The organism is Citrobacter sp. Cpo071, from assembly GCF_030332765.1.
Classification (GTDB): domain Bacteria; phylum Pseudomonadota; class Gammaproteobacteria; order Enterobacterales; family Enterobacteriaceae; genus Citrobacter; species Citrobacter portucalensis.
The window spans coordinates 300,896-326,300 of sequence record NZ_JAOWHE010000077.1 but is presented as its reverse complement, the minus strand read 5'-3'; the positions used below and the strand labels follow the sequence as shown (position 1 = coordinate 326,300).

Genomic DNA, 25,405 nt, shown 5'->3' with positions numbered 1-25,405 from the left:
AGCCGGTTTTGTAGGCCCGATAAGCGCAACGTCATCGGGCAATCACATCACGCACGAAGGTGTTTCGCCAGATGCACAGCAACATCCACGCCGCTGCGCTCCAGAGAAACAGACTCCCCTTCCCACGCCGCCTGACGCGTTAAGCAGGTCAGCACGCCACCGGGCGGCATTTCAATCGCCAGCCGCGCTTCACGTTCGTTAGCGGAGATAACCGCCTCCTGCCAGCGCACGGTACGCGCCATATTCATCGCCAGGTCGTCAGCAATCCGCTCCGGCTGCCACAGTACGCGCCCGGTGCTGCCGCTGAGGTAGGCGTAGCGTGGGCGAGAAAGCGTCACCTTACTGAAAGCCTCAACCAGCTTTTGTGCCGGTTCCGCCAGTAGTTCACAGTGAGAAGGCACGCTCACCGCCAGCCGGTGCGCCTTGCTGGCGCCTTTCTCCAGCGCGCGTTTTGCCACATCGGCCATCGCTTCATCGCTACCCGCAATCACAATCTGCGTTTCGGCATTCAGGTTGGCGATATAGGTTCCGCTGCCTGCCACCAGACTTTCCACCTGACTTAACGTTAGCCCCATAATCGCCGTCAGGCCGTAGCCATGCGGATACGCCTGCTCCATTAAGTCACCGCGCAGCGCCACGAGCCGCAGCGCGTCGGCAAAATCCAGCGCCCCGGCGAGCACCGCTGCCGGGTAAGCGCCGATAGACAAACCGCTGACGATATCCGGCGACACGCCGCGACGCTCCAGCTCATGCGACCACGCAACGCCCGCAATCAACAGTGACAGCTGCACCGCGCGGGTATGCTGTAGCGCCATCGGCGTGTCGAGTGTATCGGCCTCTGCGCCCAGCACCTCCCGTGCCTGCGCCAGCTCTGTTCCCGGCAGGTTTTGCAGCATCCCCGGATGCTGAGTTCCTTGCCCCGGAAAGGTAAACAGAATTTTCATTACTCCTCCCTGCTCCACGGGTCGCTCACCAGACGCGGCCCCTGCGCGGTTTTTAACAGTGCTTTACCGTCGCGCAGCCATTCGTTAAGGGCAAATGCGCCACAGGGCGTCTCAACCTGGGTATCGGCACGGCAAAGCCCTCCCGCCACCTGCTGTTGCCATTTGACCAACAGCTCGCGTGATAACGGCTGAGGCGCGCGGATCAGCAGATCCAGATCGCTTGCCGCGTGGATCACCGGGATCCCGGTAGCCAGCGCATAGCCGGTACTGCCGGTGATGCCCCACGTCCACGGCCACGCCTGCTGCGTCAATAACAACGCCACCTGAAGCGGTGGCTGAGAGATAAAAGGCGAACGCAGCAGCGACAGCGGATCCACCAGCAATTCCGGCGAGCAGACGCGAACGACCGCCTCCGCTTTCACCCAACCGGCGGCGCGCTGGTCGCGCTTCATCCCGCGGACGCCCACGGGAATACGCCCCTGCGCATCAACATCACGCCGTACGACCACCGGCAGGCCGCTATGCCAGACGGTATCCACCCAGGATTCCGTGACATCTTCGAGCGCGTCGCGCGCGTTCAGCCAGATAAGGTCGTGTGGGCGTAATGTTGTGCTCATGATTTAGATTCCTGAAGTCAGCGAGATAAACAGCGGCAGCGACAGGATACACAGTACGGAGCTCAACAGCAGCACGGCTTCTGCATCAGGCGACTGCACGCCAAAGCGGTTACCGAACACCACGCCGAAGAAACCCGCGGACAGCGCAATCATCAGGATAGCGGTAATCGCCACGGAACCATGCAGGCCGAAAATCAGCACGATACCCCAGGCAATAGCCGGTTGAATCAGCAGCTTAGTGATGGTGGAGGTAATCACCACGGTGTTGATCTGCAGTTTACGCGCAGAAAGAATGACGCCGGTCAGGAATAGCGCCGCCGCAGTAGCAGACAGACCCAACGGTTTGATCGCCGCCAGCACCAGCTCCGGCATTTTAATACCAATCGCGGAGAGGATGACCCCCAGCAGCGGGCCCATGACGATCGGTTTTTTGATCGAGCGCCACATCAGCACCGGCAGCATGGAGAGTGTAGAACCGGAGTTTCCACCTTCCGCGCGCGCTTTCTCACGTTCGAGGATCAGCAGGCAGAACGGCGTCATCAATACGGAACCGCAGGCAATGGAAACGGCAACGGACAGCGAGGTGGAAGAGGTTTCACCCAGCACGCTACCCAAAATCGGCAAGCCCAGCGCGGCGTAGTTTGGCAGCGCAACGGTCAGGGTCAGCACGGCGGCGTCCTGTGGAGATTTCTTGAAAACTTTGGTCGCCATAAAGTAGATGGCGGCATAGGTAATCCACATCGCCAGCGTCAGTACCACAATCAGCGGTGACTGCGCGACGATACCCGCCCACGGCGTTTGTACCGTGGCGCTAAACAGCGCTGCGGGTAACGCAAAGTCCATCACGAAGATATTGAGCAGGGAGACATTTTTGTTGTCCACCATTTTGGCCTTCCCGGCCCAGAATCCCAGCAGCATGATGACGAAAATCGGAGCAAGAGCATGAACAATTACGTAAGTCATATTTCACCTGTAATGAAAAAAGTTAGCACTGGCGCGATGATTATTATTTTTTCAGATGCAGTGACCCACGCGGGCGCAGCGTATGCGCCCACGGAGCCGTACATCCGGCAGGTCTCTTTTTTACTTACCAGCTAGCCCGCATGCGTTCGCGTACGAGGGCAGAGCTGCGGCGGTTGTCAGCGCCCAGACGGCTTTTCAGCGTCGGGTCCTGACGAGCGTCATTGATGGCCTGTTGCAGCGTGGTTTTCACCAGCGCCAGATCTTGTGCAGATGGGGCATCCGGATTGCTGATATCCAGCAGATTCTCCAGCAGCCCCAGGGTGGCGTAGTTGCTGATGTCATACGCCATTGGCGGAATGGTCGCCGCCAGTTTTTCCAGCGCCTCAACGGTACGCAGGGTGATGCGCGCCGCCGACTCTTTACCCATCGCATGGATCAATACGCCTTTATCGTTGAAGGCTATCAGACGGTTTGCCTGGTAGCCGTGCGCCAGAAACGCGCCGGACATTGCTTTACCAACGATAAGACCAATCACCGGGTGACCCGCCAGACGCGCATTGGCATATGCCGCCGCCGCGCCGGCCAGCGCCTGGTGAATGCCGAAACCTTCTTCACGGCGACCGTAGGCCTGGCTCGGCACGTCAATCACCGCCACAATCGGGCGCTTGACGGCTTTATCGGCATCGGCGGCGATGGTTTCGCTCACCACTTTCGCCAGCGTCCAGCCTTCCAGCAGACCGACTTCGCCTTTGGCTGCGCGTGGATAATGGTTATTGGCATCGGGAACGACCGCGATAAAACGCGCGGTTTCACCGTTCAATTCACCGTCTGCCGCCTGTACGGACGGGCACAGCCCCTCGATACGTTTAGCGTTTGGCACCAGCGTTTCCAGCCATAATTCGCCACGGCTAATTACGTTACTCATCATTTCACCTCCCGGGCGAAGAGCGCTCTAATCTGTTCTGAATCGGCCTGTTTGCGGGTGTCGAAGTTGCTCAGGCGATCGAGATACCAGTCGTAGTTATCGGTGCGATGTTTTGCCGGAACGCCTTTGGCCAGCGCCTCGTTCATGGCGGCTTTCACCGCTTTCACACCGTCGTTGACCAGTGCTTCTACCAGCCCGCTTTGGTAGCGAACTTCCCCCCCTGTCATGCTCCAGATGAACGGACGGTCGCGGGAGTCATACTCTTCAATCCCGGCTTCCTGCTCGATAACCTGCGGGCCGTTGAGGCCGAGGCGCGCTTCACGGGTGACAATCAGATAGCTACACAGCGCCGCCGCAATAGACATCCCACCGAAGCAGCCGACTGTACCGGCCACAATGCCCACCACCGGGGTATAACGACGCAGGTCAACAATCGCCGCATGGATATCGGCAATCGCCGCCAGACCGAGGTTCGCTTCTTGTAAACGCACGCCGCCGGTTTCCAGGCTCAGGACCGCCTGAGTCGGGATGCCGTTGCGGTTATCTTCCGCCGCCAGCTCCAGCGCCGCCGCCATTTTGGCGCCGGACACTTCGCCCATGCTGCCGCCCTGGAACGCGCCTTCAATCGCCACCACCACTGCCGGTTTGCCGTTAATGGTGCCTTTCGCCACCACCATGCCGTCATCAGACTGCGGGACAATGCCCTGTGCGCCGAGCCACGGCGACATCACGCCTTCAAACGGGTCAAGCAGTTCACGGTAGCTGCCTTCGTCCAGCAGCGCATGCGCACGCTGGCGCGCTTTTAATTCGATAAAACTGCGATCATCACGCATAGCTCACCTCTTCAAAAACCTGTTCGATACGGATGCGCGCCACGCCCGGCGTCGCGCCGAAGTCATGGATCGTCAGTTTGCCCGCAGGCAGGCTGCTGACCGTTTGCAGACGGTTGAACAGCGCTTCCCAGCGGCGGGTGCTGTTATCGACAGAAGTGGTGATATCAATGGTTAACGTCTGGCCCTGGTCGGCGGTGAATAACACCTCCATATCCCCAGAGCCCACAACGCCTGCCAGCGCTTTGCCGCTTAAGGTGCGGCTGGCCGGTACGGTTAACGTAATGTGTTCCATAACATCCTCTTAATGCTTTAAATACGGCGATTCGACGTAATTTCGACGCGATCGAGAAACAGCGTGGCGGCGAGCAGGTCAGCGGCACCGCCCGGCGAGGCGTTGAGCGCCAGCATCTGGCTATCCAGTTCCGCTAATGCCGCCTGACCTGCTAGATGAGCGCTGCCGCCAGCATTCAGCACGGCTCGCGCGCCGTCCTGCATGGCATCAAGCCCCTCCAGCCCCGCGCGGGACAGCACGCAGGTGTCGGTCAGTGAGGTCATGATCGCCATCAGCGCATCCAGCCTCGCGTGCGTTTCGCTGCTGCCGCTCAGGCGGCTTAAACGCAGCTGCGGCAGCGCACGTTGCATCACATGCGGAAACGCCTGCTGCGCTTCTTCACGTGCGCCGGGTACGCGGTAACGGTGCGTCGCACGAAGCCCCTTACTGAAGACTTTTGGCGCCGCATCGTCCGGCAGCTTCGCCAGCTCTGCGGCGGTAGCCGCAACCTGTTGGGCGCTACCTCCGCCACCGAGCATCGCCACGGCGCTCACCAGCAGCCCCAGCGCCCAAATCGCGCCGCGGTGGGTATTCACGCCGTGGGTCGCGGCCATCATCTGCTGCTCGCCTTCACGGCCGAGTCGCCCTATGGTTTGTCTGAGCGCAATATCCGCTGGACGCTGCCAGCTTTGCTGCGCCAGCGCCTGAAACGTGGGGGTCAGGCTGTGCGCGGAGCGCTCCATTAGCGAAAGCGTAAGATCGTGGTGCGCGCCGTTCCCCCGACTGTCCACCAGACCGGGTTTCGGGCTTAATCGTGCTTCGTCAATCAGACACTGCGTGGCGGTTCGCGCCAGCCATTCGGCACCGCCTTCAACCTGAATCTGGGGCAGAAGTTTCATTACCAGCTCCGGAATTTCGCAGGTGGGTTGTAAAGACCGCCGGACCATTCCACCAGGTCAGCGACACTACCGGCTGCCAGCAGCGAACGGGTGGCATCGGTACGACGAATGCCCATATCTTCCGGATAGACCACCTTGCCGCTCTGACGCAGTTCGGCAACGCGTTTAGCGTCAACGCCCAGACCGATATCGGTGATCCCGGCGACCGCAGCCACCATCGCGCGGCGCTCTTCGAGATCTTTGGCGCGGTAGAGGTAGGCAATACCTTCTTCAGTCAGCACATGAGTCACGTCATCGCCGTAAATCATTACCGGCGCCAGCGGCATGCCGGAGGCTTTCGCCACCTCTACCGCGTCCAGTTTTTCGACGAAGGTTGGCTTCACGCCCGCCTGGAAGGTTTCCACCATCTGCACGACCAGTTTTTTACCGCGCTGCATCGGATCCGGTTCGGTGATCATATTCAGCCAGGCTGGCGTTGCATGACGACGACCGTGCGGGTCATGGCCCATGTTCGGCGCGCCGCCGAAGCCGGAAAGACGGCCGCGGGTTACGGTGGATGAGTTGGCGTAGCCATCAACCTGCAAGGTGGAGCCGATAAACATATCCACCGCGTACTGCCCTGCCAACTGGCAGAAGGCGCGGTTAGAACGCATAGAGCCGTCAGAGCCAGTGAAGAAGATGTCCGGACGGGCGCGGATGTACTCTTCCATCCCCAGCTCGCCGCCGAAGCAGTGCACGCTTTCTACCCAGCCGCTTTCAATCGCCGGGATCAGCGTCGGATGCGGGTTCAAAGTCCAGTGTTTACAGATTTTGCCCTTCAGCCCCAGCTGTTCGCCGTAGGTCGGCAGCAGCAGTTCGATAGCGGCAGTGTTGAAGCCGATACCGTGGTTCAGCGACTGCACCTGGTGTTCCGCGTAGATGCCTCTAATCGCCATCATCGCCATCAGGATGTGTTCCTGTTTAATCAGGCGCGGGTCGCGGGTAAACAGCGGTTCAATAAAGAATGGTTTGTCGGCGACAACTACGTAGTCAATCCAGGATCCCGGAATATCCACGCGCGGCAGGTCGCATTCATCATCTACCAGCTCGTTCACCTGCGCGATAACGATACCGTCATGGAAGGCGGCGGCTTCCACCAACGCCGGAGTATCTTCGGTGCTCGGCCCGGTGTAGAGGTTACCTTTACGGTCAGCTTTATAACCGGCAATCAGCGCCACGTTCGGGGCCAGGTCAACATAAAGACGGGAATAGAGTTCGATGTAGGTGTGGATGGCGCCGATTTCCAGTTGGCCATCTTCCAGTAGCTGCGAAATACGCAGGCTCTGGGTACCAGAGAAGGAGAAGTCCAGCTTGCGGGCGATGCCTTTTTCAAAGATATCCAGGTGTTCGCTGCGCCCGACGCTTGGCATAATCATATGCAGGTCGTGGACAATCTGCGGATTGACTTCAGCCAGCATGCGGGACAGGAAATCTGCCTGCTTCTGGTTATTACCTTCTAATACCACGCGGTCACCCGGCGCGATCAGTTTTTCCAGCATCGCGGTCAGGTCTGCGGTCGGCAGCACCTTGCCCTGCACCGGAACGGAAGCCAGGCGGCGCTGTTTTTCCGTACGACGGGTGTTCCAGACTCGTGCTGGCGTTTGCCCAGATAACATTATTAACCTCCTGATTCAGCTAATCATTTTGATTGCTTAACACTGGAAAGAGTGTGCACCCTGGTGAGAAAGTCATCAATTAAGCGTAGGAAAGAATCATTAGCTTGAGAGTAATAATTGAAGTAACCATTTGTGACGATGATCAATTCACGCCGGGAGGGAGGAGGAAGCGGGTAAAGCTACCCGCTTGCGGAAAACTAGCTTTGTGCCGCCAGACGCTGGCGGATATCTTCAAAATGTTCACGGTTAAACAGCTTGCCGTTGAGAAAACGAGTTTTCAGCTCCCCTTCCTGCTCTTGCTCCCAGGTCTGTTCGTCATGCAGACGCAGTTCCCCTTGCTCATCACGTGTGACGCGAAGCAGACCACGGGCTGAACGTTTCAGACCATTATCAGTTTTCGGTTCTTTAAAAATCGTCCGGCCTTTACCGTCGACTTCTCCCCACGTCGCTTTCATCGCAAAACCAAAGGTGTCACGTGTGTTGTATTGATAAGTAAAAGAACCAACGCCAAACACGACGTTTGAACTGGCAAATCCTTTCGCTTCCAGACGACGCAGGATCTCATTCGCTCGCTCAAGGGTGATGGAGTCGCCATAAATCAGTCCGACATGCGGGTCGAGCACCTTGTAACCTTTGGCGTTAATCGTGCCGCCAAAAATCTCCCACAGCACTTCCACGGACCCTTTCTCCTGAGCGGTACGATCGCTGCGGGTATCCTCATCTGCGCCAATACCACACAGGATCTCCACCGGGTTGCCGCTATCCGGACGGAATACCACCCGACCTTCACGCGCCAGAATGATGCTTTTCAGTTCGCGGGTATATTCCGTCAGCACCTGCCAGTAGTCCCAGGTATCAGAGACTATTGATACAAATCCTTGCGGGTAGAGATCGGCAATCAGGCGGCGGAAGGTTTCAATCTCATGCTCGCGCTCACCCATACACATCACGCTGTGTTCGGTAGCCGGAATGCTGGCGCCGATAAAATAGGGCTCGCCGTCGGTGTAGTAATCGCGGGCGTACAGCAGAGATGGAATACTGTCGGTCCCTTTAAAGCTCAACAAATGCCCACTGCCCGCCTGCATGGTGTCCTGTAATCCGGACATACCGCGAAATGAAAAGTCATGGCACTGGAAGTCAAGGTGCGTCAGGTCGCTACAGGTTTGCTCTGCCCAGCGAGCGCAGATTTTGCGGTAGTGGTGAGCTATCGTGGCATTTGTTGACGCCTTCCACAGCTCCGCCGACAGCACGGTCTCCAGGTAATTCACCAGCCAGAAAAACTCGGGTTGGGTGTTGATGATAGTTAAAACCGGTACCGCCATCGGGACTTTGCTGCCTTCATCCAGCGCCTTGATGTGCAGCGGCAGATAGCCCAACTGATGCAGTGCACGAATATGGTCCACCGCCACCGCATCTTTGCCCAGATAGCTGTCCATGACCTGTTTGTATTCGCTGACCACCTCGTCTTCCGGGCGGGCAAAGAACGCCTCATTAAACAGGTCGACTAAAAACCACTGCATAAAACCCTGCAGGCCGAAGAATACCAGTTTGCCATCCGCCAACGGCGAGGAGAAAAAGCGATCGCTGCGCGGGGTAAAGTTGGAATACACGCGATGGGTACCCTGCGGATACTGTACGCGATGAGAAACTTTGTAGCCGTCGATAGCCAGAATCGGGTTCATTTTCATAATCAGTCTCTCCCTCAGGCGCGGTAAATCGCGTCAATATCGATAAGCTCAAGCTGCGGATGTACCAACGCTGGGGCAGCTAAAGAGGTGGTGGTGTAGATAGCGTCAATACCGTTTGCAAACAGGTGATCAACGCCCTTAGAAAAGATACCGTGGGTGACATACAGGCTGACACTGCGGGCGCCAGCATCACGTAACACCTGTGCAGAGCCTATAAACGTACCGCCTGCGTCACACAGATCGTCAACAATCAGCAGATCCCTACCCCTGACGTCTCCGGCCAATAACGCAAATCCCGTCAGGCTGCCGCTTGCCACATCACGTTTTTTGCTCAGGATGGCGTACTGCTCCACACCGGCTACTCTGGCTACAGCATCAATCTTCTTCAGCGATCCCGCATCGGGAGCAACCAGCATCAGCGCGTTTTGCTGAAACAGCCGCGATAATGACGTGCTTTGCATCAGGCAGACCTCCTGGGGGATCGCCACAAAGTTGTCGATTGCAGCCGCCGCCGCATCGCTGTGCGGGTCGAGCACGTTGACCTTGTCAAATTTCAACGTATTGAGGTGACTGGCGAAGACTTTCAGCGCAAAGCTGTCACCCGATACCATATGTCTGTCCTGACGCGCCCACGGCAGCCAGGGGAGGTCGAGATGGCTGACCAGTACATCGGTCTGATGACGTACCGCCTCAACCAGTTGCGCCAGCAGCATAAAATCGTTCATATCACGCATAGCCGTGGCACGGATGCGCATCAGGCGAGCAAAGGTTGGCAACGCATCGGTGACTTTTAACCAGACAGCACCATCAGGAAAAACACCGCTGGCAACGGCATAGGTCTGGTCGTCCAAAGTTAGTGTCAATTTTATGTTCATCGCGCTCACCCCTTAATTGTGTCCCTTCGACACAATTAATAATGTCCCTGTGACACATATTAAGCAAGCATAAAATGAATTATTTTTAAGCCGTGAGCTAATCCACTGATAAGCAATGAGAAAAAACGAACCTTGCCCCCCGGTGTCGGGCTGGTACACTTGTCAGCGTTACAAATCATCGTGAGTACCTTATGACCACCGAAGCCGACTACCTGAATCAGTACGATGCCAGCCGCTTCCCTTCACCTCTGGTGACGGTAGATAGCGTGTTATTTACCCTGCATCAGCAGGCGCTGTGCGTATTACTGGTCGAGCGGGCAAACCAGCCGCAAAAAGGGCGTTGGGGATTACCCGGCGGCTTTATTGATATCGAAAACGATGATTCAACCCGCGCCACCGCGCTGCGCAAACTCACCGAAAAAACAGGCGTTTCGCCTTCGTGGCTGGAACAACTGGATACCTTTTCCGGCCCTGATCGTGACCCGCGCGGCTGGAGCCTGACGGTCACCTGGTTTGCACTAATCGCCTGGGTAGACTGCGCGCCCCATATCGCCAGCGTCAGTAATGCCCGTTGGGTGCCGGTTGATGAACTGAAAAACTATTCACTCGCGTTTGATCACGAGAAAATTATTACCGCGGCGCTACACCGCTTACGGCAAAAAACGATGTACTCGCTCCTGCCCGTATACTGCTTGCCGGAAACATTTACCCATGGGCAACTGCTCGAAGCCACTGAGGTGATCCTCGGCCAGTCGATCCAGCGTAAAAGTCTGATTCGTCGCTTTGAAGCGTCAGGAATGTTTGAAGATACCGGAGAAAGCGTGGCGACAGGGACGCGTAAAGCCCGCCTGTGGCGACGTAAACCCAACGTCGATTTTCATCTTTTCTCGCGTAACCTGCTGACTGACTAGCGACAAAATCACATATTGGCTAACCCGCACGCGCTGTGCGCGGTATAGTTATTCTTTCCGATTATTAATTGCTCCGGTGTTATGGTTGAAATCACGTCCACAGAAATGACCCCACCTACCGACGATTCGCGAGAATTCCGCCCGATGCGCGGTATCAGTAACCGCCATCTGCAGACGATGCTGCCGCGTTTAATTCGCCGCAAGGTGAAGTTCGACGCCCACTGGCAGCGTCTGGAATTGCCTGACGGTGATTTCGTCGATCTGGCGTGGAGTGAAGATCCGCAACAGGCGAAACACAAACCGCGCCTGGTGGTTTTTCACGGTCTGGAAGGCAGTCTGAACAGCCCGTACGCACATGGCCTGATTGAAGCGGCGCAAAAGCGCGGCTGGCTGGGCGTGGTAATGCATTTTCGCGGTTGCAGCGGCGAACCCAATCGTCTGAACCGCATTTATCACTCCGGTGAAACAGAAGATGGCACCTGGTTTTTACACTGGCTGGAGCGTGAGTTCGGTCGCGTACCGACCGCGGCGGTAGGTTATTCACTCGGTGGAAACATGCTGGCTTGCCTGCTGGCAAAAGAAGGCAACGATATTCCGATAGATGCGGCGGTTATCGTTTCTGCACCTTTCGTGCTGGAAGCCTGTAGTTACCATATGGACAAGGGCTTCTCCCGGGTCTACCAGCGCTACCTGCTCAATCTGTTGAAAGCCAATGCCTCACGGAAGCTTGAAGCTTATCCAGGTTCGCTTCCGGTGAGTCTGGCCCAGTTGAAATCTTTGCGCCGCATTCGCGATTTTGACGATCTAATCACCGCCAAAATTCACGGTTTCGCCGATGCTATAGACTATTATCGCCAGTGCAGCGCCATGCCGTTGCTCAATCGGATCGCCAAACCAACGCTGATTATCCATGCGAAAGACGATCCGTTTATGGATCATCATGTGATCCCGAAACCGGAAAATCTGCCCTCACAGGTGGAGTACCAGCTTACTGAACACGGCGGCCACGTCGGATTTATAGGTGGCACGGTGCGCCGTCCTGAGATGTGGCTGGAATCAAGAATCCCGGACTGGCTGACAACGTATCTGGAGGCATCATCATGATTATCCCATGGCAAGATATCTCCCCGGACGCGCTGGACAATTTGATTGAAAGCTTTGTCTTGCGCGAAGGCACCGATTATGGTGAACATGAACGCTCGCTCGAACAAAAAGTCGCCGACGTCAAACGCCAACTACAATCAGGTGAAGCCGTGCTGGTGTGGTCTGAACTGCATGAAACGGTCAACATTATGCCGAGGAAGCAGATTCACGAGTAATCCGTAGCCGCCGGCCGACTTTACTATAATTACAACCATTTCATGGAGTTGTTATGTCTGCCAAACATCCGGTGATTGCGGTAACAGGATCCAGCGGCGCGGGGACCACCACCACCAGCCTCGCGTTTCGTAAAATTTTCGCGCAGTTAAATCTGCGCGCCGCCGAGGTGGAAGGTGACAGTTTTCATCGCTATACCCGTCCAGAAATGGACATGGCGATTCGCAAAGCGCGCGATGCCGGGCGGCATATCAGCTATTTTGGCCCCGAAGCTAATGACTTCGGCTTGCTGGAACAAACCTTCATCGAATACGGTCAGACGGGCAAAGGCCAGTCGCGAAAATATCTGCACACTTACGATGAGGCCGTACCATGGAACCAGGTTCCGGGGACATTCACGCCCTGGCAGCCGCTGCCTGAACCGACGGATGTACTGTTCTACGAAGGGCTGCACGGCGGTGTTGTCACCCCGCAGCAAAACGTGGCCCGGCATGTCGATCTGCTGGTTGGCGTGGTACCTATCGTAAACCTGGAATGGATCCAGAAGCTGACCCGCGATACCAGCGAGCGTGGACATTCGCGTGAAGCGGTGATGGACTCGGTGGTGCGTTCAATGGACGATTACATCAATTACATCACGCCGCAGTTTTCCCGGACGCATATTAACTTCCAGCGCGTACCGACCGTCGATACCTCCAACCCCTTTGCCGCTAAGAGCATTCCATCACTGGATGAAAGCTTTGTCGTGATTCATTTTCGTAACCTGGAAGGGATCGACTTCCCGTGGTTACTGGCCATGTTGCAGGGATCATTCATTTCCCATATCAATACGTTAGTCGTACCTGGCGGCAAGATGGGTCTGGCGATGGAATTGATTATGCTGCCGCTGGTACAGCGACTGATGGAAGGTAAGAAGATCGAGTGATGTGGTCTTTTGCCGGATGGCGGCTGATGCCTTATCCGGCCTACGTGTTTATATCCTGTAGGCCTGATAAGTGTAGCGCCATCAGGCAGCAGCAACCACTTCATAGGAATGGGTAATATTCACTGCCTTTTCCAACATCAACGCCACGGAGCAGTATTTTTCCGCTGAAAGATCGACGGCGCGGGAGACAGACGCATCTTTCAGATCGTTACCCGTTACGATGAAATGCAGGTTGATGTGGGTAAACAGGCGCGGCGCTTCATCACGACGCTCTGAAGTCAGCTTCACTTCGCAGTTGGTCACATCCTGACGACCCTTTTGCAGGATCGATACCACATCAATGGCGCTACAACCGCCAGCAGCCATTAATACCATTTCCATCGGGCTCGGCGCTTTATCACCGGAGTTACCGTCCATCAAAATTTGGTGGCCAGAGGCGGACTCACCGAGGAAGGTTAACCCCTCAACCCACTTTACACGCGCTTGCATATTTCGTAACTCCAATGTTTCAATTTTCCTGACAGATTACGCGCACATAACAATTCTCGCAACGGAAGGCGACCTGCGTCATGCTGAAGCGAGACACCAGGAGACACACGGCGAAAGCTATGCTAAAACAGACGGGATGCTACAGTAATACATTGACGTACTGCATGTATGCAGAGGACATCACATTACAGGCTGCAGTATATTTTTGACAGCCCCTTTCCCAGGTAGCGGGAAGCATATTTTTGCAAACCCAGAGGCAGCGTCGTTTTCTGGCTCTGGAGACAGCTTATAACAGAGGATAACCGCGCATGGTGCTTGGCAAACCGCAAACAGACCCGACTCTCGAATGGTTCTTGTCTCATTGCCATATTCATAAGTACCCATCGAAGAGCACGCTGATTCACCAGGGTGAAAAAGCGGAAACGTTGTATTACATCGTTAAAGGCTCCGTGGCAGTGCTGATCAAAGATGAAGAAGGGAAAGAAATGATCCTTTCTTATCTGAATCAGGGCGATTTTATTGGTGAATTAGGCCTCTTCGAAGAAGGTCAGGAACGTAGCGCCTGGGTACGTGCCAAAACCGCATGTGAAGTCGCTGAAATTTCCTACAAAAAATTTCGCCAATTAATCCAGGTCAACCCGGATATTCTGATGCGCCTGTCTTCTCAGATGGCTCGTCGTCTGCAGGTCACGTCTGAAAAAGTGGGCAACCTTGCCTTCCTCGACGTAACCGGTCGTATCGCGCAGACTCTGCTGAATCTGGCGAAACAGCCTGATGCGATGACCCACCCGGACGGCATGCAGATTAAAATCACCCGTCAGGAAATCGGCCAGATCGTTGGCTGCTCCCGTGAGACCGTCGGTCGTATTCTGAAGATGCTGGAAGATCAGAACCTGATCTCCGCACACGGTAAGACCATCGTCGTCTACGGCACGCGTTAACCCCATCGAAGTGGCGCGTTACCCAGTAATGCGCCACTTTTGTTTACTCCGATGTGGCGAAGACTGATATACCACCCAGAGATCAACTACGCACTACGACAAACGCTGGTGCTATGTTTACCTGTGGCTGTTGGTCTGATCATCGGTCAGCTTCATTTGGGGCTTCTCTTTTCCCTCGTCCCTGCCTGCTGCAACATTGCCGGTCTTGATACCCCGCACAAGCGCTTTTTCAAACGCTTAGTCATTGGTGCATCGCTGTTTGCCGGGTGCAGCTTGATCATGCAGCTACTGCTTGCGCAAACTATACCGCTACCATTGATCCTCACCGGCCTGACGCTGATTCTTGGCGTAACCGCCGAGCTAAGCCCGTTGCATGCGCGATTACTGCCAGCCTCGCTTATCGCAGCGATTTTCACGCTCAGCCTGGCCGGGAATATGCCCGTCTGGGAGCCGCTGCTGATTTACGCGCTGGGCACGTTATGGTACGGCCTGTTCAACTGGTTCTGGTTCTGGATGTGGCGCGAGCAACCGCTCCGCGAATCGCTCAGCTTGCTGTACCGTGAATTAGCCGATTACTGTGAAGCCAAGTACAGCATGCTGACCCAGCATGCTGACCCAGAAAAAGCGCTGCCTCCCCTGCTGGTTCGCCAACAAAAGGCGGTGGATCTGATTACCCAGTGCTATCAGCAAATGCATATGCTGTCGGCACATCACAACAATGAATACAAACGCCTGCTGCGTGCCTTTCAGGAGGCGCTGGATTTACAGGAGCATATTTCCGTTAGCCTCCACCAGCCAGAAGAAGTGCAAAAACTGGTTGAGCGTAGCCACGCGGAGCAGGTAATTCGCTGGAACGCGCGAACCGTCGCCGAACGCCTTCGGGTACTGGCCGATGATATTTTGTATCACCGCTTGCCGACCCGTTTCTCGATGGAAAAGCAGATTGGCACGCTGGAGAAAATCGCCAGGCAGCATCCGGACAATCCGGTGGGGCAATTTTGCTACTGGCACTTCAGCCGTATTGCCCGCGTGCTACGGACCCAGCGCCCGCTGTATGCCCGTGACTTAATGGCTGACAAGCAGCGTCGGTTGCCGCTGATCCCTGCCCTGAAAAACTACCTGTCGTTGAAATCCCCAGCGCTGCGCAATGCCGGACGCATCAGCGTTATGTTGAGTATCGCCAGCCTGATGGGCAGCGCTTTACACCTGCCAAAGCCTTACTGGATTTTGATGACAGTCCTGTTTGTTACGCAAAATGGCTACGGGGCGACCCGGGTGCGCATCTTACACCGTTCCGTAGGTACGCTCGTTGGACTGGTTATTGCCGGCGTCACGTTGCACTTTCATATTCCCGAAGGTTTCACGCTGGCGGCCATGCTGCTGATCACCCTGGTGAGCTATCTGATCATCCGTAAAAACTACGGCTGGGCTACCGTCGGTTTTACGGTAACGGCGGTATACACCCTGCAACTGCTGACGCTGAACGGGGAAGAGTTTATCGTGCCGCGGTTTGTCGATACGGTCATTGGCTGCTTAATCGCCTTTGGCGGCACGCTCTGGCTGTGGCCACAGTGGCAGAGCGGTCTGCTGCGTAAGAACGCCCACGATGCGTTAGAAGCCGACCAGGAGGCAATTCGTCTGATCCTCAGCAACGATCCACAGGCCACGCCGCTGGCGTATCAGCGCATGCGCGTCAACCAGACGCAAAACACGCTGTTCAACTCGCTGAACCAGGCAATGCAGGAGCCAGGATTTAACTCGCACTACCTTGCAGATATGAAACTGTGGGTCACGCACAGCCAGTTCATCGTCGAACACATCAACGCGATGACCACGCTGGCAAGGGAACATACGATGCTGACGCCGGATTTGGCGCAGCGGTATCTGGAGTCCTGTGAAATTGCACTCCAGCGCTGTCAGCAGCGGCTGGAATATGATGGGCCGGGAAGCTCGGGAGATGTGAATATTCTCGAAGCGCCAGAGATGCTGTCCCATGGTCCGTTAAGCACCCTTGAGCAGCATCTGCAGCGGGTTCTTGGGCATCTGAACACCATGCATACCATTTCGTCGGTAGCATGGCGTCAGCGACCGCACCACGGGATCTGGCTGAGCCGCCGACTACGGGACATGAAGGGTTAAGAGATTTGCCGGATGCGCTACGCTTATCCGGCCAACGAATCACACCTTACCCTGTAGGCCGGATAAGGCGCGCGCGCCGCCATCCGGCAATCAGCCCACCACCTTCGCTACCGCCTGCGCGAAACGCTGCATCCCTTCATCGATATCCGCCTGCTCCACCACCAGCGACGGCGCGAAACGCATCACGTCCGGCCCGGCGTTCAGCACCATCACCCCTTCGTGTGCGGCGGCATAGAGGAAATCGCGCGCCCGGCCTTTAAACTGCGGCTTCAGCTCGGCGCCAATCAGCAGCCCCATCCCGCGAATATCGCTGAAAATGTCGAACTGTTGATCAATCTTGTGCAAATGCTGGACAAACGCCTGACGCCGGGCCTGAATGCCTCCCAGCACCTCCGGCGTGTTGATGATATCAAACGCTGCCCCCGCTACCGCGCAGGCCAGCGGGTTACCGCCATAGGTGGAGCCGTGCGAACCCACGTGGAACGCGGAGGCAATCTCCTGAGTGGTCAACACCGCGCTTACCGGGAAGCCGCCACCGAGCGCCTTCGCGCTGGTGAGGATATCCGGCGTCACGCCGTAGTGCATATAGGCAAACAAATCGCCGGTACGCCCCATCCCACTCTGCACTTCATCAAATACCAACAGCGCCTGGTGCTGGTCACAAAGTTCACGCAAACCTTGCAGGAATTCCGGCGTAGCCGCAGTGACGCCGCCCTCTCCCTGAATAGGCTCAACGACCACCGCGCAGGTGTGATCGTCCATCACCGCTTTGACCGCATGCAGATCGTTAAACGGGACATGGATGATATCCGCCGGTTTTGGCCCAAAGCCGTCGGAGTATTTCGGCTGCCCACCAACGGACACGGTAAACAGCGAACGGCCGTGAAACGCATTATGGAAGGCAATGATTTTGGTTTTGAACGGACTATGACGCACGCAGGCATAATGGCGCGCCAGCTTAAAGGCGGTTTCGTTGGCTTCAGTACCGGAGTTCATGAACAGCACGCGCTCGGCAAAGGTCGCATCAATGATTTTACGGCCTAAGCGCAACGCCGGTTCGTTGGTAAATACGTTGCTGGTATGCCACAGGGTTTCGCCCTGGGTTTTTAACGCCTCAACCAATGCCGGATGGCAATGCCCTAACGCGGTCACTGCAATGCCCCCCGCGAAATCAACATACTCTTTGCCCTGTTGATCCCACACTCGACTCCCTTTTCCTTTTACCGGGATAAACTCAGCCGGTGCATAAATCGGCAGAATCACTTCATCGAATGTCGCGCGCGTAATTGCAGTTTGTTCAGTTGCCATGTCATTACCACCCTGTTAAGCAGAAACGCCAGTGAAATTATAATCACAAAATATGAATAAAAAATCACTGAATAGCAACTACAAATCAGCGATTGAGAAAATTAGCCAGCAGCTGATGCCCCTGTTCGCTGAGAATACTCTCCGGGTGAAACTGTACGCCTTCCATATCCCACTCGCGGTGACGAATGCCCATAATCTCCTGCGTTTCACTCCAGGCCGTCACCTCAAAGCACTCGGGAAGCGTCTCAGGGGCAACCACCAGAGAGTGGTAGCGCGTCACCGTTAATGGGTTAGCGAGTCCCTGAAAAACACCCTGCCCGGTATGGGTAATCGGCGAGGTTTTACCGTGCATCACTTTAGCCGCCCGAACTACGCTCGCGCCAAAGGCCTGCGCCATCGCCTGGTGGCCAAGACAAACACCCAACAAGGGGAGCTTACCGGCGAAATGACGAATAACCTCCAGTGAGATACCGGCGTCATCCGGCGTGCATGGCCCAGGGGAAATCACGATTTTTTGCGGGTTCAGCGCGTCGATTTGCGCCAGCGTCAGCTCGTCGTTGCGCCGGACAAGGACATCAGCGCCCAGTTCGCAGAAGTATTGGTACAGGTTCCAGGTAAAAGAATCATAGTTATCAATAAGCAGGATCATGGCGGCTCCGGTACATAAGAACCGCGCTATTCTACTCAGTTTCCGGGGCTTCGCTTACCACTTTACGAAATATCGCCCGCAGTGCAGACAGGTCACCCATCGCCCCGCTCTGATTAGCCTGATTCCACTCCTCAACCGGAATGCCATCCCAGCTCAGCATATACCCGGCATGAATCGCTAACTGTTCGAAGAAAATACGCTGCGCCAGGCCACTGCCAATGCGAAACGGATGCAGCACATTGATTTCGCAATAATAGTGGGCAAGACGATCGACAAACTTGTCTTCCGGTAATCCCACCAGCCAGGACTCATCTTCCAGGTCCTGCATCAGCGCATTGCCCTCTTTCTCGATATAGGCGAAGTGGCAAAAGCGAGTATCGCCCTGGTAAATATCGACTTCGCGCAGGTGTCCCGCCCAGTCAAAAATATCCCGATACAGCTGACGATGAATGGCGCACAGGTGCGGTAAGCCCCGTTTAAGCGGCCCCAATTCGATAGTTGCCGCACGCAGCGCTGTCAGTTCATAAGCAGCCTGCGCCAAACGCTGCGCCTGATGAATCCCCAGACGGTTACGCATGACATTCAGGCCCGGATATAAATACGGGTCGCGACCATCACCGAATTTATCGCTCATAGTGCCTCCTCAGCTCTTCAAGACGCGCCAGGGCCTCTTCAGCACTCAGAGTAACCCGTGGAATATCTACGCCTTCCAGCCGTCGGCTGGCCTGGAAATTGGCGTTTCGCCGTTGTTCCCACAGCCTGGACTTTTGTTTATCGGTGAGTTTTTTCACGTGACCTCCCTGAATGAGCCGACACTTGCCACAAGTATAAGCAGCAATTTCGGGTTACGCAGAGAGAGGGGTGAACGCGGGCAAGAACTACCCGCGCAAGATACGATTACGGCAGGACTTTAGCAGAAAGGATAACAATCGGTTTTGACGGGACATTCTGGTATGGACCGACATCATGGGTCTGTACCTGAGAGATCTTATCCGCGACATCCATACCTTTCACAACTTTACCGAAAACAGCGTAGCCAAAGTCGCGCTGGCCGTGATCGAGGAAAGCGTTATCTGCAATGTTGATAAAGAACTGGCTGGTCGCGCTGTCTTTATCCGCTGTACGCGCCATAGCAATCGTGCCGCGAGTGTTACGCAGTCCGTTATCGGCTTCATTCTTGATTGGCGGGTTAGGTTTCTTCTGCTGCATCTGCTCGGTAAAACCGCCGCCCTGCACCATGAAGCCTGGGATCACACGGTGGAACGTGGTGTTGTTATAGAAACCACTGTTGACATAATCGACAAAGTTTTGCACTGAAACCGGGGCTTTCTGACTGTTCAGCTCCAGCTCAATGTTACCAGCAGAGGTTGTCAGCAGAACATGTGGATCACCTTTTGCTGCCAGTGCTGCGGGGGAGAGAGCAGAAAGAGCGAGAACAGCTGCAACAGCCGCCAGAGTCGATTTGAGCATGAGAATTCCTTAACAAGAGCAGAAATGAAGCAAGTGAATTGATTCTAAAGAGCCTTCAAGGACAAGGCCATCCCTTTACTTAATTTTACGTACCTGAAACAAATGTAACCTCATGGCTGCAAGTATCAATGTGATCAAGATCACATAGAAAAATGTAACGCACCAAGTTATTACCGATAAATATTTAAATGCGTCACTAAAGCGCCTAAAATCTGCCCGCTCACGGCGCAGTCAATGCGCCTTACACTTCTATACAGGCCAGTCATGACTAACAGCAATCGCATCAAGCTCACATGGATTAGCTTTCTCTCCTACGCCCTGACAGGTGCGTTGGTAATTGTCACCGGGATGGTGATGGGAAACATCGCAGATTACTTCCATTTGCCCGTTTCCAGCATGAGTAACACCTTCACCTTCCTGAATGCCGGCATTCTGATCTCTATCTTTCTGAATGCATGGTTAATGGAAATCGTGCCACTGAAAACCCAGTTGCGCTTCGGCTTTATCCTGATGGTACTGGCCGTTGCCGGACTGATGTTCAGCCATAGCCTGGCCTTGTTCTCCGCCGCCATGTTTGTATTGGGCCTGGTAAGCGGTATCACCATGTCGATTGGTACGTTCCTGGTAACTCAAATGTACGAAGGTCGTCAGCGCGGTTCCCGCCTGCTGTTTACTGACTCCTTCTTCAGCATGGCCGGTATGATTTTCCCAATGGTTGCCGCGTTCCTGTTAGCGCGCAGCATCGAATGGTATTGGGTCTATGCCTGCATCGGCCTCGTATACGTCGCCATTTTCCTGCTGACCTTCGGTTGTGAATTCCCGGCACTGGGTAAACACGCTCAGCAGTCAGACGCGCCGGTAGTAAAAGAAAAATGGGGGATTGGCGTGCTGTTTCTGGCGATCGCTGCACTGTGCTACATCCTTGGCCAGTTGGGTTTTATCTCCTGGGTCCCGGAGTACGCCAAAAGCCTGGGCATGAGCCTGAACGATGCGGGTAAACTGGTCAGCGACTTCTGGATGTCTTACATGGTTGGCATGTGGGCATTTAGCTTTATTCTGCGTTTCTTCGATTTGCAGCGCATCCTGACCGTTCTGGCGGGTCTGGCTACCGTCCTGATGTATCTGTTTATCACCGGTACGCCAGAGCATATGCCGTGGTTTATTATGACGCTGGGCTTCTTCTCCAGTGCGATTTATACCACCATCATTACCCTTGGCTCCCAGCAGACGAAGGTCGCCTCACCCAAACTGGTTAACTTCGTTCTGACCTGCGGTACCATCGGCACCATGCTCACTTTCGTCGTCACCGGCCCTATCGTGGCACACAGCGGCCCGCAGGCGGCATTGCAAACAGCTAACGGCTTGTATGCGGTTGTATTCGTGATGTGCTTTATTCTTGGGTTTGTCACGCGCCATCGCCAGCATAACGCCCCAGCAACGCATTAATCTCACTGCCGGATGGTATCCACATCATCCGGCACATTCTCACCCTCCTCTTCTTTCACTGGTCATGTAGGCCAATTCTTACAAAAACCCCTTAATTTGTACGCTATTTATACAAACACGAAAACCCAAATAATTCCGTCACTTATAAAAATGCTGACAAATCAGTTATATACCTCTTAAGGAGTATATAAGGGCGAATTTGATTTGCATCAATAAGCGCGGTTGCTGAATCGTTAAGGTAGGCAGTAATAGAAAAGAAATCGAGGCAAAAATGAGCAAAGTCAGACTCGCTATTATCGGTAATGGTATGGTCGGCCATCGCTTTATTGAGGATCTTCTTGATAAATCCGACGCTGCCAATTTTGATATTACCGTCTTCTGTGAAGAACCCCGCAAAGCGTACGACCGCGTACACCTGTCTTCCTACTTCTCCCACCACACCGCCGAAGAGCTTTCTCTGGTGCGTGAAGGATTCTACGAGAAGCACGGCGTTAAGGTGTTAGTGGGCGAACGCGCAATTACCATTAACCGCCAGGAGAAGGTGATCCACTCCAGCGCAGGTCGTACGGTTTACTACGATAAGCTGATCATGGCGACGGGCTCTTACCCGTGGATCCCACCGATTAAAGGTTCGGAAACCCAGGACTGCTTCGTTTACCGCACCATCGAAGACCTCAACGCCATTGAGTCTTGCGCGCGCCGCAGCAAACGCGGTGCCGTGGTCGGCGGTGGCCTGCTGGGCCTGGAAGCCGCCGGTGCGCTGAAAAGCCTCGGCGTTGAAACCCACGTGATTGAATTCGCCCCAATGCTGATGGCTGAACAGCTGGATCATATGGGTGGCGAGCAGTTACGTCGCAAAATTGAAAGCATGGGCGTGCGTGTGCACACCAGCAAAAACACCAAAGAAATCGTTCAGGAAGGCACCGAAGCGCGCAAAACCATGCGTTTTGCCGACGGTAGCGAACTGGAAGTCGATTTCATCGTCTTCTCTACCGGTATTCGTCCACGCGACAAACTGGCCACCCAGTGCGGTCTGGACGTCGCGCCACGCGGCGGGATCGTCATTAACGACACTTGCCAGACATCTGACCCGGACATCTATGCCATCGGCGAATGCGCTAGCTGGAACAACCGCGTGTATGGTCTGGTCGCTCCAGGCTATAAAATGGCGCAGGTTGCCGTTGACCATATTCTCGAAACTGAAAATGCCTTTGAAGGCGCGGACCTGAGCGCCAAGCTGAAGCTGCTCGGCGTTGACGTCGGCGGTATTGGTGATGCGCATGCGCGCACGCCGGGCGCCCGTAGCTACGTCTATCTCGACGAAAGCAAAGAAGTCTACAAACGCCTGATCGTTAGCAAAGATAACAAAACCCTGCTCGGCGCGGTTCTGGTGGGCGACACCAGCGATTACGGCAATCTACTGCAACTGGTGCTGAACGCCATCGAACTGCCGGAAAACCCGGATTCACTGATTCTGCCAGCACACGCGGGCAGCGGTAAGCCGTCTATCGGTGTCGATAAACTGCCGGACAGCGCGCAGATTTGCTCCTGCTTCGATGTCACCAAAGGCATGCTGGTTGCCGCTATTAACAAGGGCTGCCATACCGTTGCGGCGCTGAAAGCGGAAACCAAAGCCGGTACCGGCTGCGGCGGGTGTATCCCGCTGGTAACGCAGGTCCTGAACGCCGAACTGGCGAAACAGGGTATCGAAGTTAACAACAACCTGTGTGAACACTTCCCGTACTCACGTCAGGAACTGTTCCATCTCATCCGCGTAGAAGGCATCAAAACCTTCGAAGAGCTGCTGGCAAAACACGGGAAAGGTTACGGCTGCGAAGTGTGTAAACCTACCGTAGGTTCCCTGCTGGCTTCCTGCTGGAATGAGTACATCCTCAAACCGCAGCACACGCCGTTGCAGGACACCAACGACAACTTCCTGGCGAACATCCAGAAAGACGGTACTTATTCCGTGATCCCGCGCTCTGCGGGTGGCGAAATTACCCCTGAAGGCCTGGTAGCTGTGGGCCGTATCGCGCGTGAATTTAACCTGTACACCAAAATTACCGGTTCTCAGCGTATCGGCCTGTTCGGCGCGCAGAAAGATGACCTGCCGGAAATCTGGCGTCAGCTGATTGAAGCCGGTTTTGAAACCGGTCACGCGTATGCCAAAGCGCTGCGTATGGCAAAAACCTGCGTAGGCAGCACCTGGTGCCGTTACGGCGTCGGCGATAGCGTGGGCTTCGGCGTGGAGCTGGAAAATCGCTACAAAGGCATTCGTACCCCGCACAAAATGAAATTCGGCGTCTCCGGCTGTACCCGTGAATGTGCGGAAGCTCAGGGTAAAGACGTGGGTATCATCGCCACTGAGAAAGGCTGGAACCTGTACGTTTGCGGTAACGGCGGGATGAAACCTCGTCATGCAGACCTGCTGGCAGCGGATATCGATCGCGAAACGCTGCTCAAATACCTTGACCGTTTCATGATGTTCTACATCCGTACTGCCGACAAACTGACCCGTACCGCACCGTGGTTAGACAATCTGGAAGGCGGTATTGAGTATCTGAAGTCCGTCATCATCGACGACAAGTTGGGTCTAAACCAGCATCTTGAAGAAGAGATGGCCCGTCTGCGTGAAGCTGTGGTGTGTGAGTGGACAGAAACCGTTAACACCCCATCCGCGCAGGTTCGCTTCAAACACTTTATCAACAGCGAAAAACGCGATCCGAATGTCCAGGTTGTGCCTGAACGTGAACAACATCGTCCGGCCACGCCTTATGAGCGTATCCCGGTGACTCTGGTGGAGGAAAACGCATGAGCCAGTGGAAAAACATCTGCAAAATCGATGACATTCTGCCTGCAACAGGCGTCTGCGCCCTGTTAGGTAACGAGCAGGTTGCGATTTTCCGCCCGTATCACAGCGACCAGGTGTTTGCGATCAGCAACATCGACCCGTTCTTTGAGTCCAGCGTGCTTTCTCGTGGGCTGATTGCTGAACATCAGGGCGAATTGTGGGTTGCCAGCCCGCTGAAAAAACAGCGTTTTCGCTTAAGCGACGGTCTGTGCATGGAAGACGAACAGTTCTCCGTGAAACATTACGAAGCGCGAGTGAAAGACGGCACGGTGCAACTGCGCGGTTAATTAATTTTGGGAGGCGCAACGCCTCCCCTTTTTTGACGTATTTATAGGTCTTTTAATGGTAGGCCTGATAAGCGTAGCGCCATCAGGCAATTGCACAGGCACATTGCCGGATGGCGGCATAAATGCCTTGTCCGGCCTACGGTTACGATTTCTTTTTATTGTTTGTACTTCAAGGATAATCAACACATGTTCACAGACACTATTAATAAGTGTGCGGCTAACGCTGCGCGCATCGCACGCCTGTCGGCTAATAACCCGCTTGGATTCTGGATCAGTTCGGCAATGGCGGGAGCCTATGTGGGTCTCGGCATCATTCTTATTTTCACCCTCGGTAATCTGCTCGACCCGTCCGTTCGTCCTCTGGTGATGGGTGCAACCTTTGGTATCGCCTTAACGCTGGTCATTATTGCCGGTTCGGAACTGTTTACCGGTCACACCATGTTCCTGACGCTCGGCGTCAAAGCAGGCACCATCAGCCACGGTCAGATGTGGGCAATCCTGCCAAAAACCTGGCTGGGTAACCTGGTCGGTTCCGTGTTTGTCGCCCTGCTTTACAGCTGGGGTGGCGGTAGCCTGCTGCCGGTCGATACCAGCATCGTCCATTCGGTTGCTCTGGCGAAAACGACCGCGCCTGCGATGGTTTTGTTCTTTAAAGGCGCACTGTGTAACTGGTTGGTTTGTCTGGCAATCTGGATGGCAATCCGTACCGAAGGCGCGGCAAAATTCCTCGCTATCTGGTGGTGTCTGCTGGCGTTTATCGCTTCCGGCTACGAGCACTCCGTTGCCAACATGACGCTGTTTGCCCTCTCCTGGTTCGGCCACCACAGCGAAGCCTATACCCTGTCAGGAATTGGTCATAACCTGCTGTGGGTGACACTCGGTAATACTTTGTCCGGTGTCGTATTCATGGGATTGGGTTATTGGTATGCTACGCCAAAATCGGAGCGTCCGGCTCCGGCAAAAATCAATCAGCCAGAGGCTGCTGCCAATAATTAAGGGGTA

The 25,405-nt window shown here is 55.1% G+C and carries 25 protein-coding genes and 1 pseudogene; 10 read left to right on the top strand and 16 right to left on the bottom strand.

The annotated features are described in order from the left end of the window. Positions 1-47 precede the first annotated feature (47 nt). The 10 genes from mdcH to prs form a co-directional block, all read right to left on the bottom strand. A complete protein-coding gene (gene mdcH / locus OGY09_RS10355; RefSeq protein WP_057067139.1) occupies positions 48-944 on the bottom strand; it encodes a malonate decarboxylase subunit epsilon in 897 nt (298 codons plus the stop codon). Beyond that, the gene (locus tag OGY09_RS10350) at positions 944-1,561 is read right to left on the bottom strand and encodes a malonate decarboxylase holo-ACP synthase (protein WP_032945182.1); all 618 of its coding nucleotides are present in this window, start codon (positions 1,559-1,561) and stop codon (positions 944-946) included. Before OGY09_RS10350 ends, mdcH begins: the two co-directional genes overlap by 1 nt. A gap of 3 nt (positions 1,562-1,564) precedes the next feature. Continuing rightward, on the bottom strand, positions 1,565-2,524 hold the full coding sequence (locus tag OGY09_RS10345) for an AEC family transporter (protein ID WP_032945183.1): 960 nt from the start codon (positions 2,522-2,524) through the stop codon (positions 1,565-1,567). Positions 2,525-2,648: 124 nt separating this feature from the next. Continuing rightward, entirely contained in the window at positions 2,649-3,449 is an 801-nt protein-coding gene (mdcE, locus tag OGY09_RS10340) for a biotin-independent malonate decarboxylase subunit gamma (RefSeq protein ID WP_032945185.1), read from the bottom strand. After that, positions 3,449-4,282: a biotin-independent malonate decarboxylase subunit beta gene (locus OGY09_RS10335; protein ID WP_032945186.1), complete on the bottom strand. Its 834-nt coding sequence runs from the start codon at positions 4,280-4,282 to the stop codon at positions 3,449-3,451. Before OGY09_RS10335 ends, mdcE begins: the two co-directional genes overlap by 1 nt. Continuing rightward, positions 4,275-4,574 carry a malonate decarboxylase acyl carrier protein gene (mdcC, locus tag OGY09_RS10330; protein ID WP_032945188.1) on the bottom strand — a complete coding sequence of 100 codons (300 nt, stop codon included), beginning with the start codon at positions 4,572-4,574 and terminating at the stop codon, positions 4,275-4,277. Before mdcC ends, OGY09_RS10335 begins: the two co-directional genes overlap by 8 nt. A gap of 17 nt (positions 4,575-4,591) precedes the next feature. Next, positions 4,592-5,452, bottom strand: coding sequence for a triphosphoribosyl-dephospho-CoA synthase (locus OGY09_RS10325; protein ID WP_275399088.1), 861 nt, complete (start codon positions 5,450-5,452; stop codon positions 4,592-4,594). Then, complete coding sequence (gene mdcA / locus OGY09_RS10320; RefSeq protein ID WP_032945191.1) at positions 5,452-7,107, bottom strand: malonate decarboxylase subunit alpha; 1,656 nt, start codon at positions 7,105-7,107, stop codon at positions 5,452-5,454. The genes OGY09_RS10325 and mdcA overlap by 1 nt, the downstream gene beginning before the upstream one ends. A 197-nt stretch (positions 7,108-7,304) precedes the next feature. Next, the gene (locus OGY09_RS10315; protein ID WP_032945192.1) at positions 7,305-8,795 is read right to left on the bottom strand and encodes a nicotinate phosphoribosyltransferase; all 1,491 of its coding nucleotides are present in this window, start codon (positions 8,793-8,795) and stop codon (positions 7,305-7,307) included. Positions 8,796-8,809: 14 nt separating this feature from the next. After that, complete coding sequence (gene prs / locus OGY09_RS10310; protein ID WP_032945194.1) at positions 8,810-9,670, bottom strand: ribose-phosphate diphosphokinase; 861 nt, start codon at positions 9,668-9,670, stop codon at positions 8,810-8,812. A 191-nt stretch (positions 9,671-9,861) separates the two neighbouring features. On the opposite strand from prs, the gene OGY09_RS10305 reads away from it, so the two are divergent. From OGY09_RS10305 to OGY09_RS10290, 4 genes and pseudogenes are all read left to right on the top strand, one after another. Next, a complete protein-coding gene (locus OGY09_RS10305) occupies positions 9,862-10,581 on the top strand; it encodes an NUDIX domain-containing protein (RefSeq protein WP_008786298.1) in 720 nt (239 codons plus the stop codon). A 35-nt stretch (positions 10,582-10,616) separates the two neighbouring features. Beyond that, a pseudogene (locus OGY09_RS10300) lies at positions 10,617-11,685 on the top strand (hydrolase). Next, positions 11,682-11,900 (top strand): YheU family protein, encoded by a 219-nt coding sequence (locus OGY09_RS10295; RefSeq protein ID WP_003023615.1) that lies wholly within the window; start codon positions 11,682-11,684, stop codon positions 11,898-11,900. The pseudogene OGY09_RS10300 and the gene OGY09_RS10295 overlap by 4 nt, the downstream one beginning before the upstream one ends. A gap of 53 nt (positions 11,901-11,953) precedes the next feature. Next, positions 11,954-12,823, top strand: coding sequence for a phosphoribulokinase (locus OGY09_RS10290; protein ID WP_003827751.1), 870 nt, complete (start codon positions 11,954-11,956; stop codon positions 12,821-12,823). An 81-nt stretch (positions 12,824-12,904) separates the two neighbouring features. Here the strand turns inward: OGY09_RS10290 and OGY09_RS10285 are convergent, their stop codons facing one another. After that, a complete protein-coding gene (locus OGY09_RS10285) occupies positions 12,905-13,312 on the bottom strand; it encodes an OsmC family protein (protein ID WP_003827750.1) in 408 nt (135 codons plus the stop codon). A 308-nt stretch (positions 13,313-13,620) separates the two neighbouring features. Here OGY09_RS10285 and crp point away from each other — a divergent pair, with 308 nt between their 5' ends. Beyond that, positions 13,621-14,253, top strand: coding sequence for a cAMP-activated global transcriptional regulator CRP (crp, locus tag OGY09_RS10280; RefSeq protein ID WP_000242758.1), 633 nt, complete (start codon positions 13,621-13,623; stop codon positions 14,251-14,253). 51 nt (positions 14,254-14,304) lie between these two features. Continuing rightward, the gene (locus OGY09_RS10275) at positions 14,305-16,392 is read left to right on the top strand and encodes a YccS/YhfK family putative transporter (RefSeq protein ID WP_008786302.1); all 2,088 of its coding nucleotides are present in this window, start codon (positions 14,305-14,307) and stop codon (positions 16,390-16,392) included. A 90-nt stretch (positions 16,393-16,482) separates the two neighbouring features. Here the strand turns inward: OGY09_RS10275 and argD are convergent, their stop codons facing one another. From argD to ppiA, 5 genes are all read right to left on the bottom strand, one after another. Continuing rightward, positions 16,483-17,700, bottom strand: a complete 1,218-nt coding sequence (gene argD / locus OGY09_RS10270) for a bifunctional acetylornithine/succinyldiaminopimelate transaminase (RefSeq protein WP_032945195.1) — start codon at positions 17,698-17,700, stop codon at positions 16,483-16,485. Between the two features lie 85 nt (positions 17,701-17,785). Next, entirely contained in the window at positions 17,786-18,349 is a 564-nt protein-coding gene (gene pabA / locus OGY09_RS10265) for an aminodeoxychorismate synthase component 2 (RefSeq protein WP_032945196.1), read from the bottom strand. Between the two features lie 31 nt (positions 18,350-18,380). Next, on the bottom strand, positions 18,381-18,983 hold the full coding sequence (locus OGY09_RS10260) for a putative adenosine monophosphate-protein transferase Fic (RefSeq protein ID WP_005121664.1): 603 nt from the start codon (positions 18,981-18,983) through the stop codon (positions 18,381-18,383). Next, a complete protein-coding gene (gene ficA / locus OGY09_RS10255) occupies positions 18,973-19,140 on the bottom strand; it encodes a FicA/YhfG family antitoxin (protein ID WP_071992578.1) in 168 nt (55 codons plus the stop codon). Before ficA ends, OGY09_RS10260 begins: the two co-directional genes overlap by 11 nt. A gap of 106 nt (positions 19,141-19,246) precedes the next feature. After that, positions 19,247-19,819, bottom strand: a complete 573-nt coding sequence (gene ppiA, locus OGY09_RS10250) for a peptidylprolyl isomerase A (RefSeq protein ID WP_003023595.1) — start codon at positions 19,817-19,819, stop codon at positions 19,247-19,249. A 264-nt stretch (positions 19,820-20,083) separates the two neighbouring features. On the opposite strand from ppiA, the gene tsgA reads away from it, so the two are divergent. From tsgA to nirC, 4 genes are all read left to right on the top strand, one after another. Beyond that, positions 20,084-21,265: an MFS transporter TsgA gene (gene tsgA, locus OGY09_RS10245; protein ID WP_032945197.1), complete on the top strand. Its 1,182-nt coding sequence runs from the start codon at positions 20,084-20,086 to the stop codon at positions 21,263-21,265. A gap of 271 nt (positions 21,266-21,536) precedes the next feature. Continuing rightward, positions 21,537-24,080, top strand: a complete 2,544-nt coding sequence (gene nirB / locus OGY09_RS10240) for an NADPH-nitrite reductase large subunit (RefSeq protein WP_032945198.1) — start codon at positions 21,537-21,539, stop codon at positions 24,078-24,080. Then, complete coding sequence (gene nirD, locus OGY09_RS10235) at positions 24,077-24,403, top strand: nitrite reductase small subunit NirD (protein WP_003023590.1); 327 nt, start codon at positions 24,077-24,079, stop codon at positions 24,401-24,403. Before nirB ends, nirD begins: the two co-directional genes overlap by 4 nt. A 186-nt stretch (positions 24,404-24,589) precedes the next feature. Then, positions 24,590-25,399: a nitrite transporter NirC gene (gene nirC, locus OGY09_RS10230; protein WP_008786308.1), complete on the top strand. Its 810-nt coding sequence runs from the start codon at positions 24,590-24,592 to the stop codon at positions 25,397-25,399. Positions 25,400-25,405: the final 6 nt, after the last annotated feature.

What these genes read in the sequence shown, in the direction of transcription:
- pabA (WP_032945196.1), bottom strand. Translation starts at nt 18,349, where the DNA reads ATGATCCTGCTTATTGATAACTATGATTCTTTTACCTGGAACCTGTAC.
- OGY09_RS10260 (WP_005121664.1), bottom strand. Translation starts at nt 18,983, where the DNA reads ATGAGCGATAAATTCGGTGATGGTCGCGACCCGTATTTATATCCGGGC.
- nirD (WP_003023590.1), top strand. Translation starts at nt 24,077, where the DNA reads ATGAGCCAGTGGAAAAACATCTGCAAAATCGATGACATTCTGCCTGCA.
- tsgA (WP_032945197.1), top strand. Translation starts at nt 20,084, where the DNA reads ATGACTAACAGCAATCGCATCAAGCTCACATGGATTAGCTTTCTCTCC.
- OGY09_RS10345 (WP_032945183.1), bottom strand. Translation starts at nt 2,524, where the DNA reads ATGACTTACGTAATTGTTCATGCTCTTGCTCCGATTTTCGTCATCATG.
- OGY09_RS10335 (WP_032945186.1), bottom strand. Translation starts at nt 4,282, where the DNA reads ATGCGTGATGATCGCAGTTTTATCGAATTAAAAGCGCGCCAGCGTGCG.
- OGY09_RS10295 (WP_003023615.1), top strand. Translation starts at nt 11,682, where the DNA reads ATGATTATCCCATGGCAAGATATCTCCCCGGACGCGCTGGACAATTTG.
- OGY09_RS10350 (WP_032945182.1), bottom strand. Translation starts at nt 1,561, where the DNA reads ATGAGCACAACATTACGCCCACACGACCTTATCTGGCTGAACGCGCGC.
- OGY09_RS10315 (WP_032945192.1), bottom strand. Translation starts at nt 8,795, where the DNA reads ATGAAAATGAACCCGATTCTGGCTATCGACGGCTACAAAGTTTCTCAT.
- OGY09_RS10285 (WP_003827750.1), bottom strand. Translation starts at nt 13,312, where the DNA reads ATGCAAGCGCGTGTAAAGTGGGTTGAGGGGTTAACCTTCCTCGGTGAG.
- mdcC (WP_032945188.1), bottom strand. Translation starts at nt 4,574, where the DNA reads ATGGAACACATTACGTTAACCGTACCGGCCAGCCGCACCTTAAGCGGC.
- OGY09_RS10275 (WP_008786302.1), top strand. Translation starts at nt 14,305, where the DNA reads ATGTGGCGAAGACTGATATACCACCCAGAGATCAACTACGCACTACGA.
- OGY09_RS10325 (WP_275399088.1), bottom strand. Translation starts at nt 5,452, where the DNA reads ATGAAACTTCTGCCCCAGATTCAGGTTGAAGGCGGTGCCGAATGGCTG.
- OGY09_RS10290 (WP_003827751.1), top strand. Translation starts at nt 11,954, where the DNA reads ATGTCTGCCAAACATCCGGTGATTGCGGTAACAGGATCCAGCGGCGCG.
- nirB (WP_032945198.1), top strand. Translation starts at nt 21,537, where the DNA reads ATGAGCAAAGTCAGACTCGCTATTATCGGTAATGGTATGGTCGGCCAT.
- ppiA (WP_003023595.1), bottom strand. Translation starts at nt 19,819, where the DNA reads ATGCTCAAATCGACTCTGGCGGCTGTTGCAGCTGTTCTCGCTCTTTCT.
- mdcA (WP_032945191.1), bottom strand. Translation starts at nt 7,107, where the DNA reads ATGTTATCTGGGCAAACGCCAGCACGAGTCTGGAACACCCGTCGTACG.
- prs (WP_032945194.1), bottom strand. Translation starts at nt 9,670, where the DNA reads ATGAACATAAAATTGACACTAACTTTGGACGACCAGACCTATGCCGTT.
- OGY09_RS10305 (WP_008786298.1), top strand. Translation starts at nt 9,862, where the DNA reads ATGACCACCGAAGCCGACTACCTGAATCAGTACGATGCCAGCCGCTTC.
- nirC (WP_008786308.1), top strand. Translation starts at nt 24,590, where the DNA reads ATGTTCACAGACACTATTAATAAGTGTGCGGCTAACGCTGCGCGCATC.
- mdcH (WP_057067139.1), bottom strand. Translation starts at nt 944, where the DNA reads ATGAAAATTCTGTTTACCTTTCCGGGGCAAGGAACTCAGCATCCGGGG.
- argD (WP_032945195.1), bottom strand. Translation starts at nt 17,700, where the DNA reads ATGGCAACTGAACAAACTGCAATTACGCGCGCGACATTCGATGAAGTG.
- crp (WP_000242758.1), top strand. Translation starts at nt 13,621, where the DNA reads ATGGTGCTTGGCAAACCGCAAACAGACCCGACTCTCGAATGGTTCTTG.
- mdcE (WP_032945185.1), bottom strand. Translation starts at nt 3,449, where the DNA reads ATGAGTAACGTAATTAGCCGTGGCGAATTATGGCTGGAAACGCTGGTG.